The sequence below is a fragment of the Streptococcus sp. sy010 genome (assembly GCF_007859175.1).
Lineage (GTDB): Bacteria > Bacillota > Bacilli > Lactobacillales > Streptococcaceae > Streptococcus.
This window is the reverse complement of sequence record NZ_VOHO01000003.1, coordinates 162,605-174,639: the sequence shown is the minus strand read 5'-3', so window position 1 is coordinate 174,639 and position 12,035 is coordinate 162,605. Positions and strand designations below refer to the sequence as shown.

Below are 12,035 nucleotides of genomic sequence, written 5' to 3'. Positions count from 1 at the left end.
TCGAAGAAACTATGCGCTCCTTTTTACCCTTACTGGTTACAATGACACTAAGCCCCAAAACGACAAACAAGACTTCACCTGCCATGGTCAAAAGAGAAAGTGATTCACTTGCTGTTTTTGGCAGAATGCCTTGATTCGTTGGACGATACACCAAATAGTAGTTGTGGCAATGCACATCATGATTTTGGGGCAAACCATTTTGAATCAATTGTTCTTCTTCAGCCGTCAACTCATCTTGGGTCACATAGTGATATTGCACCAAAGGACTATGAGTCAAATCCCCTGTAGTAACGGTATCCGCAAAAGTTGGTGTTGCAGAACTTCCCACCCAGAAAGCTCCTATCGCTAACGATGCAACTCCTACTGACAATTTACGAATGGAAAATTTCAAACATCTATTGAATAAACCTGACTTTAATATTTTATTCATCGGATCTCCTCTATTAAATAATCGCATGACCTTTTATTGCTCATCAAAACAATAAAAGCTCTCTAAACAAGATTAGAGAGCTCTATGATCAATTATTTTTTCAAGTTGTAGAATGACTTGATACCTTTGTATTCTGCAACTTCTCCAAGTTGATCTTCGATACGAAGTAATTGATTGTATTTAGCAATGCGGTCTGTACGTGACAATGAACCTGTTTTGATTTGACCAGCATTAGTTGCAACTGCGATGTCAGCAATTGTTGAATCTTCAGTTTCACCTGAACGGTGTGACACAACTGCAGTGTAACCAGCTTCTTTAGCCATTTCAATAGCTTCAAATGTTTCAGTCAATGTACCGATTTGGTTAACTTTGATAAGGATTGAGTTAGCTGCACCTTCTTTAATACCTTTTGCAAGATATTCTGTATTTGTTACGAAGAAGTCATCACCAACCAATTGAACGCGATCGCCAAGACGCTCTGTAAGAGCTTTCCAGCCATCCCAGTCATTTTCATCCATACCATCTTCGATTGTAATGATTGGGTATTTGTTAACCAATTCTTCAAGGTAAGCAATTTGCTCTTCTGATGTACGAACAGCAGCTCCTGGCCCTTCAAATTTAGTATAATCGTAAACACCACGCTCTTTATCGTAGAATTCTGATGACGCACAGTCAAAACCAATCATGATACCATTTTCACCTGCTTCATAACCAGCAGCTTCAATAGCTTTAAGAATTGTTTCTACCCCATCCTCAGTTCCTTCAAACTTAGGTGCAAATCCACCTTCATCACCAACAGCTGTCACAAGACCACGTTCTTTAAGGATTTTCTTAAGGGCATGGAATACTTCTGCACCCCAACGAAGTCCTTCTTTGAAAGTTGGTGCACCAACTGGCATAATCATAAACTCTTGGAATGCAATTGGAGCATCTGAGTGTGAACCACCGTTGATAATGTTCATCATAGGTGTTGGAAGAACTTTTGTATTGAAACCACCAAGGTAGCTGTAAAGTGGTACTTCAAGGTAGTCTGCAGCTGCACGAGCAACAGCAATAGAAACACCAAGAATAGCATTCGCACCCAGTTTACCTTTGTTTGGTGTACCATCAAGAGCGATCATGGCACGGTCGATTGCTTGTTGATCACGAACATCATAACCAATAAGTGCTTCTGCAATCACATTGTTAACGTTGTCCACTGCTTTTTGAGTACCAAGACCTAGGTAACGTGATTTATCACCATCACGAAGTTCTACCGCTTCATGCTCACCAGTAGAAGCTCCTGAAGGAACCATACCACGTCCGAAAGCACCTGATTCAGTATAAACTTCTACTTCAAGTGTTGGGTTACCGCGTGAGTCAAGGACTTCGCGAGCGTAAACATCAGTAATAATTGACATTATATTACTCTCCTTATGAGTTTAATTTGTTACTTTTTTATCATATCATAATTCTAAACATTAAGCAAACCAAAGACAACATCTTTTGAAAAAATCATTTGAAAGGACACGAAAACTGGTTTTACTCATAGTTTGATGATACAATAATTTAAAGACATCATGTTAAGGAGTTATTATGGAAAATCTTGAACAAAAAATTTTGGAGGCTGCTACGGCAGAACACCGTCTAGACCCTGACCAACAACGCTATTTTTTGGGAACCTTTGAAGAACGAGTGATTTTGGCTCTTAAAATAGATGACGCAAGTAAGGACACTGTTATCTGCAATTTTCCCCAAATCTTACGACAAATCAGCAGTCAGCACACACCTATCTCTGTCAAAATATCACCTAAACTAGACCTGAAACAGCAAATGACCTACCTTAAACTGTCTCAAGAACAAGAAGCTAGTGCAACCATTGTCAATGAAAGTCAAGCTCAATCACCCTTTGCTTTGATTGTCCATACCGACCATGCCGTCAATTTAGACTACAACAACATCAGCGACTATCTCCCACAAGAACCTGAAACCACTCAACAACCCACTGCTAAAAAATCATTTTTCCAAAAAATATTTGGCAAATAAAAAACTAGGACTTTGGCCTAGCTTTTTATTATATACATCAAGATTACTGGTTGCTTGATCTCAATTTGTCCAGAGTTTCTTTGAAAATTTCAGGGACATCTGTTTCAAATGTCAAAAATTCTTCTGTAACTGGATGAGTAAATCCCAAGGTTTGAGCATGAAGAAATTGGCCTTGTCCTTTAAGTGTTTTTCTTGGGCCATATAGCGGATCTCCTGCCACTGGATGACCAATATAAGCCATGTGAACACGAATTTGATGGGTACGACCAGTTTCCAAAACAACTGATACTAAAGTATAGTCGCCAAAGCGTTCCAAGACTTGAAAACGTGTCACGGCTTCCTTGCCCTTAGCCGTCACGGCTTGTTTTTTACGATCCTTGTCACTGCGACCAATCGGTGCTTCAATCACACCACGATCATTTGGAAGATTGCCATGAACCAAGGCTAAATACTGGCGATGAGATTTTTTTTCTTTAAGTTCATTCGCCAAGGCTTGATGGGCTTGGTCGTTTTTGGCAATCATCAACAGGCCTGACGTATCCTTATCAATACGGTGAACAATCCCTGGACGCACAACCCCATTGATAGTTGATAAATCTTTGATATGGTAAAGCAGTGCATTAACCAAAGTCCCTGAAACATGACCGGCTGACGGGTGCACCACCATACCTTGAGGTTTGTTCACGACTGCAACATGGTTATCTTCATAGATAATCTCCAAAGGAAGATTTTCTGCGACATACGCTACTTCTTTTTCTTTAGGTAGTTGATAAGTAATACAATCCCCTAACTGCACAGCATATTTGGCTTTTTTTACTTGATTGTTAACCAAAACCATTCCATTTTTAATCGCCTCATTCGCTTGAGAACGTGATAGGGGAGTCAAATCGGCTAAAACCTTGTCTAAGCGACTACCAACTACCTGCTCATGAATTTCAATTTTCATTTTCTTCTCTCCAAAACACCAATAACAATAATAAAACACCAAAGGTCAAGTAGATGTCTGCTACATTAAAAATAGCAAACTCAACGAAATCAAATTGGAACATATCAACGACATAGCCTTGACGCAAACGGTCAACAAAGTTTCCCAAACCACCTGCAATAATCAAAACCAACCCCCAAATTTGCCACCAAGAACCATTTAATTGCTTATACAGGTAATAAACTGCTCCCCCTATGACAACAAATGTCACCAAGAAAAATAGAGCATATTGGTTTTGAAGCATAGAAAAAGCTGCCCCGTAATTTCTCAAATAAGTTAGACTAACTAAACCTGGTAAAAACGTTCTTAACTGACCTAGGCTAATCTGAGCTACCACCCAAAATTTAACTAACTGATCTAAACCAAGCAAAAGTAAAATACTAAGAGATATAATCACCTTTCTCATGCCTCATCCTCTTCTTTCTTATGCCCGAAATAAGCCGACATGACCTCAACAAAACGTGCTGCACAAGGCGACAAAGCCATCTCAGAACGCTTCACATAGACTAACTGATTGAGCGAATCGTCTGCTAGTGGACGTGTCACAATCTTATCCGACTTTTGCTCCACAAAACCTGAACCAGTCGCATAGGCATCTGTTCCTAGTAAAAGCGTGTTTAGAGTGGCTCGGTCTGTCACATTGAAAATCGTGGAACTTTGACTACGATCAACTAAATGCTCAAAATAATAGAGATATTCGTCTTTTTCTTGGGTAAAACGTACGGTAGGTAAATTAGCCAAATCATCAATCGTTAACGTATCTTTTGCCGTCAATGGATGATCTGATCGCAGATAAATATGGGTTTGAAAATTGGTTAAATCAACAAATTCCAAACCATCTTGCTCCATTTTAGTTAAGAGATTCGAACGGTTTTGCTCATTAAGATAAATCAAACCCAACTCACTGTAGCCTTCAGCCACTTCATCAAGAATCTGAACAGTCGTTGACTCAAACAGTCGAAACTGATTGTACTCAGGGTAAGTCCTTGTAAATTCTAGCATCAGAATCGGTAAAAAATCATAGTGTTGGCTAGCAATCGAAAATTCTTTATCTCGTCCAATTAGCTGAGAATATTGATTTTCAAAACTTTCAAAGTTAGTGACTAGCTTTTGTGCTTTTTCTAAAAAAACTTTTCCACGCTTAGTCAGGACCACACCTGTCGCTAGTCGATTAAAGATTTTAAATCCTAGTTCTTCTTCCAAGTCTTTGACCGCTACCGATAAACTAGGTTGGCTGACAAATAAACTACTAGCTGCCTCACGAAAGCTACCACTGCGAGCAATAGCCACCACATAGCGTAATTGTTGAATATTCATTGACATCTTTCCTATCGTTAATGTTACTATTATATAACTTATCAGCTAATCATTCAATCCAAAATTCTGTCTAATTGTAACGACAGATTTTTTGACGATAAGACTTCTCTAAATAATCTACACTGCCACAACATAAAAAGCAGGTCAACTCTAACCTGCTAATTGCTACCACTGAGATAAGACGATTTAACTCAACCAGTTATATAAGTGTCTGAAACTACTGCCATTCAAGAATAATAGTCTCCTATTATAAATAGATTAGCCTATCATCCAAAACCATGAACAATTTTATCAGGCAAGACCTTATTTTGTATCACACTACGCAACAAGGTGTCCTTAACAAAATGTTCAAATTTACCTAATTCATCACCCTCATAGCTATAAACCAAGGTCACTTTATCTACTGTCGCTACACCCTTACAAGTTCCACTTACTGCTAAATATTGACGAAGCGTATCAGAATCTTTAATTTTATAAAGGGAAATCAGTTGTCGATCGAGTTTGGCCATCAATCTTTCCTCCTAAGCATCTATTAATAGTCAACTCTTTTCCTAAAACATCAACAAAATCATCACATTGAACAGACAATATACGACGTGACGTTTGACCTGAAATCATTGCAATTAAAGCATCCTTGAAGACATGATCATCAACAGAAACTTGAGAATGGTTTGCAAAATTCTCTGGTAAAGCTTGATCTAAAGTCATCACTAGACGGTGATTGAAGTTTTTAGCATCTAAGATTTTCACAAGTCATCCTTTCAACAGTTAGCTTTTTCAAAATTTGAAAAAACAACAGGCTAAATATTTTATAGAGAAATGGACGGTAGAAGTCTCCGAACATCGCACATTATTGAGTTGCATAGCAACACTAACGATAAATATCAAAAGTCATGTATTTTAAAAAGTAACAAGTTTATTAAGATGGATAAAGCTTGATTATTTTAGTAAACAAAATCTAGTTTTGACTTTAATATCTTGATAAAGCTTTAATATTTCAGGATGACGGATTTGTTTTGTAAAAATCAACAATTCTTTGCTAGGCATAGCCATTATTTCCATGATAATACCTCCTTAATTTTTTAATAAATCATTATACACGGATAACTAAAATGACTTTTAATCTCACTAAATAAATCTAAAATTTCCTTTGGAGTATCCTCAGAAAATCGATAATTCATAATACCATTGTTCATCTCACCTGAAACAATCCAAGGACGAACTTGATTATAAAAAATCAATGTTTCTTTGTTAGGTATAGCCATTATTTCCATAATATCTCCCATACTTTTGACAGACAACTATATCAAAACTCTAATCTTCTCATTCTGAAAGAACTGTATTAAAACTTACCTTCAATGCCCTAACCCAAAACTATTGGTAAAATATTCTTTAATCATCAATTCTTGCTGGGGACTAATGATTTTGATTTGACTTAAATCCTTCTCCGAGAAAAAATTTAAAGCTAACGTTTCTTCATTAGTAAAGCCTGTGATGTCAAAGTCCTTAACTGCTTTGACCCTATAAAGAAATCCAACTGTCTGAGCCACGTCGCCATTTGGATAGTTCTCTTCATAGTTAGTGTAAACGTTGAGTAATTCTAAAACGTCAATCTCAATACCTGACTCTTCCATAAACTCTCGCTTGAGTGCATCAATCGAGCTTTCGCCTAGTTCCCAACAACCACCTAACAATGACCAAGTACCAACAAAGTCAGATCGCTTTTGGAGAAGAATACGACCTGCTTGGTCAGTCAAAATGCCCACTGAAAAGTTGAGAAATACCTTATCATGACCAACTTTTGAACGGATAAAAGAAATGTAGTCTGTCATGTCACTCCTCATAAGCCTTGATAATTTCAGCTACGACAGGATGACGCACCACATCCTTGGCTGAAAAATGTACAAAATCAATAGCTCTGACCTTGGCTAATTTTTCAGTGGCATCAATCAAGCCTGACTTAACATTTTTAGGCAAATCAATCTGACTGACATCTCCATTGACAATCATCTTAGACTGAAAACCAAGACGTGTTAAAAACATCTTCATCTGCATGATGGTTGTATTTTGGGCTTCATCAAGAATGACAAAGGCATCATCCAAGGTTCGACCACGCATATACGCCAAGGGAGCAATCTCGATGATTTCTCGATCCATCAATCGAGTGGTTTGCTCTTTGCCCAAAATTCGATACAGGGCATCATAGACTGGACGCAGATAAGGATCAACCTTTTCTTTCAAATCACCAGGCAGAAAGCCTAGATTTTCACCTGCTTCAACGGCTGGACGCGTTAGGATAATTCGCTTAACCTGCCCACGTTTAAGAGCAGTCACTGCCAAGGTCACTGCTAAAAAGGTTTTTCCAGTCCCAGCAGGGCCAATCCCAAACACAATATCATGATTCTTGACACTGTCAGTATAAATCTTTTGCCCCAAAGTCTTAACTCTGATGGGTTTACCCGCAAAATCCTTGATGATTTCTTCTTCATACAAGGCAATAAATTTGTCAATCTCATCATTTTTCGCCATAGAAATAGCTGTCACCACATCAGATGTATTGATTAACATGCCACGTCCCACCAAGACCAAAAGGGCTTGAATGACCAAACGTGTTTGTTCTACTGCTTCTGCTGAGCCAAGAACCTGCAACCATTCCGTTCCAACATGAATGGTCACTGCCAACTGTTCTTCTAATAATCCTAAATGCCGTTCATTGCTCCCAAAAAGTGCCAAGGCATCTTCAGGATGATTTAACTTGATATCTATTGTTTTCTCTTGCAACTAACACTCCTTCATGGCTCCTTAATGAGCCAAATAATCCTCCCAAATGCGATCAAATTCACTGAGATTAAAGGCAAAACTCGCTTCGTCTTCTAAATAACGACTAATTACTTCAAACTCATTGCTATGCTTGGGAAAGGTACTATCGTCAAAAACAAAATCTGCCAAAATGGCGACTGTTTCTTGACTTTTCGGATTTCTCTGAGTCATCAACCAAGTGTAGAAAGATTTTCTCATGACCAGTTTTTCTCCAAGAAATCATGACGAATTTTACTAGACAAAGCATAGCGGAACGGATCTTTTTTATAAAAATCTTGATGATACTCTTCTGCTTCATAAAAGGTCTGAGCGGGTTCAATCGTTGTCACGATTGGCTGATCAAATCGTCCAGAATTCGCTAAATTTTCCTTTGATTTTTCAGCAATATCTCGTTGTGATTCACTGGTATAAAAAATAGCAGGTCTGTAACTGTCACCACGATCTTGGAATTGTCCAAAGGCATCTGTAGGATCTGTTTGTCGCCAGTACAACTCAACTAAGTCAGTATAAGACAACAGGCTCGGATCAAAGATAATCTCAACAGCCTCTGTATGACCTGTCGTTTTAGAACATACCTGTTCATAAGTTGGATTAGGCACATGCCCACCCGTATAGCCACTGCGAACTGACAAAACACCTTTGGTTTCTTCAAATGGTTGCACCATACACCAAAAACAACCACCTGCAAAAATCGCTCTCTCCATAAACTTACCTCCTTAGTTTTCTTTATTGTAGCAAAAAATCTCAGAAAAACCGAGATTTTAGCCCTAATCAATCAATTCTGTTCCCAAACTATCTTGTTTGATTTTACCTGCCTTCATCAAACCACCCAAAGCCTTCTTAAATTGTCCTTTGGAAATGCCAAAAGTGGCTTTAATATCGTCTGGCGAAGATTTATCATTCAGTGTCATAAAGCCTCCATTGGCCTGTAAATAGGTCAAAATCATCTGAGCGTCATTTTCCAACATCTCAAATGAACGAGGTTTCAAGGACAAGTTCAAGGTCCGATCCACCGCACGATAACCTATCACACGAACATCTAACACCTGACCGAGACGTGGCTCTTGGTAACGTTCGCTAGGGTGGATAAAGCCTAACATATTATTTTCAGGCAGATAGACAAAGGTGCCAGACAATTTCAAACGATAGACAATGGCTGGCCACTGCTGATTTTGCATATTGTCATAGGCTGGTCCTGCTAATTTTTGAAAAACTTCTGGCTGAGCTGGTATAGCCCAAATTCGTCCTTTTTTATCCACATCAAGACAGACATAGAGTTTATCGCCCTTTTTAGGCCAAAGCTCCTTGAGTTCTGGTAAAATATCTAAGGATACAACGACTTGCTTATCTGGCAAACCTGTATCAACAAAAACACCTAGATCACGACGAACTTCTGTTACCACTCCCCAACCATAAGTGGTCTGACTTGCAGTGACTGGCAAAGTCGTCAAACGCCATTTTTGTCGCATATCAGTATAGACAAAGCCTTTAACCATTTCACCTAGTTCATGCTGACCTTCACTTTTTGATAGGGCCAGAGTGACCCCTTCTTTTTGAACAAAGTAAAAATCCTGATTTTCATCGGTCACAAGACCTGTTACTTCTCTTGCTAGTAATTTTTCCATATTTCCTTAGATTTGAACAACTGCCAAATCCTTCCCTTTCCATTTTGCCAAAAAAGCAGGATTTCTCGGAAATCCCGCTCAAGTCTGTTCTTAAACTTCTAACAATTCTTTTTCCTTGTTAGCTGTCATTTGATCGATGTGCTTCACGGCATCATCAGTCACTTTTTGAATGTCTTTTTCTAAGACTTTTAATTCATCTTCTGTAATTTCTTTATTTTTTTCTTGCTTTTTAGCCTCGTCCATCGCATCACGGCGGATATTGCGAATGGCAATCTTAGCATTTTCACCAACTTTTTTCACATCCTTGGCCAATTCACGACGTGTTTCTTCAGTCAAGGCTGGAATTACCAAACGAATAACTGAGCCATCATTGGCTGGGTTGATTCCCAAATCAGATTCATTGATAGCACGCTCAATTTCTTTCAAAACAGATTTATCAAATGGGGTGATTAACAGCACACGAGCTTCTGGTACAGTGATTGAAGCCAATTGATTCAAGGGGGTTGGTGCACCGTAATACTCTACTTGAATACGATCTAATAAACTAGCATTTGCACGACCTGCACGAATACTAGCAAACTCACGACCAAGTGATTGGTGTGATTGTTGAAAACGTTCCTGTGCTTTTTCAATAATTGGGTTAGCCATAATTTTTCTTCCTTTTATCCTTTTTTATTTGAAACCGTTGTTCCGATATTTTCACCAAAAACAACACGTTTGATGTTACCTGACTCATTTAGATTAAAGACAACCAAGTCAATATCATTATCCATCGATAAAGAGCTAGCAGTTGAATCCATAATCTTCAAGCCTTGTTTGAGAACTTCCATGTGAGTCAATTCATCAAATTTAATAGCATCTGCATTCTTGCGAGGGTCATCGTTATAAACTCCATCAACACCATTTTTAGCCATAAGAATGGCATCTGCTTGAATTTCAGCTGCACGAAGGGCTGCTGTTGTGTCTGTAGAAAAATAAGGAGAACCTGTTCCTGCAGCAAAGATAACAATTCGTCCTTTTTCCAAATGACGCAAGGCACGACCACGCACATAAGGTTCAGCAATTTGTTGCATGGCAATTGCTGTCTGAACGCGTGTGTCGACACCATACTGTTGTAAACTATCTGCCATAACAAGAGCATTCATCACAGTTCCCAACATTCCAGTGTAATCAGCCTGAACACGATCCATGCCAGCTTGCTCAGCCGGTTCACCACGCCAAAGATTACCACCACCGATAACCAAGGCAATCTGCACACCTGATGCTGCTACTTCTTGAATCTCTTTAGCCATTTCTTGAACGGTTGGTAGATTGATACCAATCCCTTTTTCACCTGCCAAAGCTTCGCCGGACAACTTAATCAATACACGCTTATATTTTGGTTTCACTATTTCTTTACTCCTTATTTTATCCCTATTATTTTACCATATTTTAACGCATTTACCTAGTCACAACTAGATAAAATTTTCTCCTGTCATTTTCTTAGTCAATATCATGGAAAAATAAGAAAAAATCCCGTCCAAAGACGAGATTTTAATAAATTATAATGAGTTTGGATCAACTTTGATACCAACACCTTGAGTTGTTGTGATGGTAACAGAAGTCATGTAAGTTCCTTTAGCTGTTGATGGTTTCGCTTTAACCATGACATCATTGAAAGCTTTAAAGTTTTCAACAAGTTTGTCAGCGTCAAATGATACTTTACCGATAATCGCTTGAACGATACCTGCTTTATCAGCACGGTAAGTGATTTTACCACCTTTAGACTCTTCAACTGCTTTAGCAACATCCATTGTTACTGTACCAGTTTTAGGGTTTGGCATCAAGTTACGTGGTCCAAGGACACGTCCAAGACGTCCAACAAGAGCCATCATATCTGGTGTTGCGATAACAACATCAAAGTCCATCCAACCATCGTTGATTTTAGCAACTAGGTCTTCTTCACCAACGAAGTCTGCACCTGCTGCTTTAGCTTCTTCAGCTTTAGCTCCACGAGCAAAAACTAGGACACGAGCTGTTTTACCAGTTCCGTTTGGCAATACCATTGCACCACGGATTTGTTGGTCAGCTTTACGAACGTCAATGTTAAGGTTGTAAGCAACCTCTACAGTTGCATCAAATTTTGCAAAGTTCAATTCTTTTGAAAGTGCTACAGCTTCTTCTACGCTGTAAGCTTTAGTGCTGTCGATTTTCTCAAGTGCAGCACGCAGTTGTTTGCTTTTTTTAGCCATTTTTTCTTTCTCCTTGTATGTGGTTTTAACGATTTTCATCTCCCACGTCGCTCATCTGCTGATGAAGTCTTGCGGGTAAATGGGGCTTACTATTAGTCAGTAACAGTGAATCCCATAGAACGAGCAGTACCTTCGATCATACGCATTGCAGCTTCAAGACTAGCAGCGTTCAAATCTGGCATTTTAGTTTCAGCAATTTCTTGTACTTGTGCACGAGTTACTGAAGCAACTTTAGTCGTGTTTGGTGTACCTGAACCTTTTTCAACACCAGCAGCTTTCTTCAAAAGAACTGCAGCTGGAGGTGTTTTTGTTACGAAATCAAATGATTTATCTTCATAAACAGTGATAACTACTGGGATGATCATGCCAGCTTGATCAGCTGTACGAGCATTAAATTCTTTAGTGAATCCCATGATGTTGATTCCTGCTTGACCAAGTGCTGGTCCAACTGGTGGAGCTGGTGTTGCTTTACCAGCAGGAATTTGAAGTTTAACGAGTTTTTCGACTTTTTTAGCCATTTTCTAAATCCTCCTGTTGTGGTTTTGGCGGTAATTATAGATTTTTACCTCCCACAGATATGCCCTAAAGCATACTTTTTCAGT

At 38.8% G+C, this 12,035-nt stretch carries 19 protein-coding genes; 1 reads left to right on the top strand and 18 read right to left on the bottom strand.

The window, feature by feature from the left end:
* Together FRX51_RS04200 and eno are read right to left on the bottom strand one after the other, a co-directional pair.
* Window positions 1-430: YSIRK-type signal peptide-containing protein (locus FRX51_RS04200; protein ID WP_186627117.1), on the bottom strand; the 430-nt coding region annotated here is incomplete at its 3' end.
* A gap of 92 nt (window positions 431-522) precedes the next feature.
* On the bottom strand, window positions 523-1,830 hold the full coding sequence (eno, locus tag FRX51_RS04195; RefSeq protein WP_146461496.1) for a surface-displayed alpha-enolase: 1,308 nt from the start codon (window positions 1,828-1,830) through the stop codon (window positions 523-525).
* 175 nt (window positions 1,831-2,005) lie between these two features.
* On the opposite strand from eno, the gene FRX51_RS04190 reads away from it, so the two are divergent.
* Window positions 2,006-2,455, top strand: coding sequence for a YueI family protein (locus tag FRX51_RS04190; protein ID WP_146496105.1), 450 nt, complete (start codon window positions 2,006-2,008; stop codon window positions 2,453-2,455).
* Between the two features lie 43 nt (window positions 2,456-2,498).
* Here the strand turns inward: FRX51_RS04190 and FRX51_RS04185 are convergent, their stop codons facing one another.
* The 16 genes from FRX51_RS04185 to rplK all read right to left on the bottom strand — a co-directional run bounded on the left by FRX51_RS04185 (window position 2,499) and on the right by rplK (window position 11,951).
* Window positions 2,499-3,401 carry an RluA family pseudouridine synthase gene (locus FRX51_RS04185; protein ID WP_398587305.1) on the bottom strand — a complete coding sequence of 301 codons (903 nt, stop codon included), beginning with the start codon at window positions 3,399-3,401 and terminating at the stop codon, window positions 2,499-2,501.
* A complete protein-coding gene (gene lspA / locus FRX51_RS04180; protein WP_146496103.1) occupies window positions 3,391-3,846 on the bottom strand; it encodes a signal peptidase II in 456 nt (151 codons plus the stop codon). Before lspA ends, FRX51_RS04185 begins: the two co-directional genes overlap by 11 nt.
* On the bottom strand, window positions 3,843-4,757 hold the full coding sequence (locus FRX51_RS04175) for a LysR family transcriptional regulator (protein WP_146496101.1): 915 nt from the start codon (window positions 4,755-4,757) through the stop codon (window positions 3,843-3,845). Before FRX51_RS04175 ends, lspA begins: the two co-directional genes overlap by 4 nt.
* A 266-nt stretch (window positions 4,758-5,023) precedes the next feature.
* Window positions 5,024-5,266, bottom strand: a complete 243-nt coding sequence (locus FRX51_RS04170; RefSeq protein WP_146496099.1) for a hypothetical protein — start codon at window positions 5,264-5,266, stop codon at window positions 5,024-5,026.
* A complete protein-coding gene (locus FRX51_RS04165; protein ID WP_146496097.1) occupies window positions 5,229-5,507 on the bottom strand; it encodes a hypothetical protein in 279 nt (92 codons plus the stop codon). Before FRX51_RS04165 ends, FRX51_RS04170 begins: the two co-directional genes overlap by 38 nt.
* A gap of 189 nt (window positions 5,508-5,696) precedes the next feature.
* Entirely contained in the window at window positions 5,697-5,819 is a 123-nt protein-coding gene (locus FRX51_RS05890; RefSeq protein ID WP_261379795.1) for a hypothetical protein, read from the bottom strand.
* A 20-nt stretch (window positions 5,820-5,839) separates the two neighbouring features.
* Complete coding sequence (locus FRX51_RS04160; protein ID WP_146496095.1) at window positions 5,840-6,031, bottom strand: hypothetical protein; 192 nt, start codon at window positions 6,029-6,031, stop codon at window positions 5,840-5,842.
* Between the two features lie 81 nt (window positions 6,032-6,112).
* Window positions 6,113-6,589 (bottom strand): NUDIX domain-containing protein, encoded by a 477-nt coding sequence (locus FRX51_RS04155; RefSeq protein WP_146461504.1) that lies wholly within the window; start codon window positions 6,587-6,589, stop codon window positions 6,113-6,115.
* 1 nt (window position 6,590) lies between these two features.
* Complete coding sequence (locus tag FRX51_RS04150; protein WP_146461506.1) at window positions 6,591-7,538, bottom strand: PhoH family protein; 948 nt, start codon at window positions 7,536-7,538, stop codon at window positions 6,591-6,593.
* Window positions 7,539-7,559: 21 nt separating this feature from the next.
* Window positions 7,560-7,775 (bottom strand): YozE family protein, encoded by a 216-nt coding sequence (locus FRX51_RS04145; RefSeq protein WP_146496093.1) that lies wholly within the window; start codon window positions 7,773-7,775, stop codon window positions 7,560-7,562.
* Window positions 7,772-8,281: a peptide-methionine (S)-S-oxide reductase MsrA gene (gene msrA / locus FRX51_RS04140; protein WP_146496090.1), complete on the bottom strand. Its 510-nt coding sequence runs from the start codon at window positions 8,279-8,281 to the stop codon at window positions 7,772-7,774. Before msrA ends, FRX51_RS04145 begins: the two co-directional genes overlap by 4 nt.
* Before the next feature lie 63 nt (window positions 8,282-8,344).
* A complete protein-coding gene (cvfB, locus tag FRX51_RS04135; protein WP_146496088.1) occupies window positions 8,345-9,202 on the bottom strand; it encodes an RNA-binding virulence regulatory protein CvfB in 858 nt (285 codons plus the stop codon).
* 90 nt (window positions 9,203-9,292) lie between these two features.
* On the bottom strand, window positions 9,293-9,850 hold the full coding sequence (frr, locus tag FRX51_RS04130) for a ribosome recycling factor (protein WP_146461514.1): 558 nt from the start codon (window positions 9,848-9,850) through the stop codon (window positions 9,293-9,295).
* A 14-nt stretch (window positions 9,851-9,864) separates the two neighbouring features.
* The gene (gene pyrH / locus FRX51_RS04125) at window positions 9,865-10,593 is read right to left on the bottom strand and encodes a UMP kinase (protein WP_146461516.1); all 729 of its coding nucleotides are present in this window, start codon (window positions 10,591-10,593) and stop codon (window positions 9,865-9,867) included.
* Window positions 10,594-10,743: 150 nt separating this feature from the next.
* Window positions 10,744-11,433, bottom strand: coding sequence for a 50S ribosomal protein L1 (rplA, locus tag FRX51_RS04120; RefSeq protein ID WP_146496086.1), 690 nt, complete (start codon window positions 11,431-11,433; stop codon window positions 10,744-10,746).
* 92 nt (window positions 11,434-11,525) lie between these two features.
* On the bottom strand, window positions 11,526-11,951 hold the full coding sequence (gene rplK, locus FRX51_RS04115) for a 50S ribosomal protein L11 (RefSeq protein ID WP_146461519.1): 426 nt from the start codon (window positions 11,949-11,951) through the stop codon (window positions 11,526-11,528).
* Window positions 11,952-12,035: the final 84 nt, after the last annotated feature.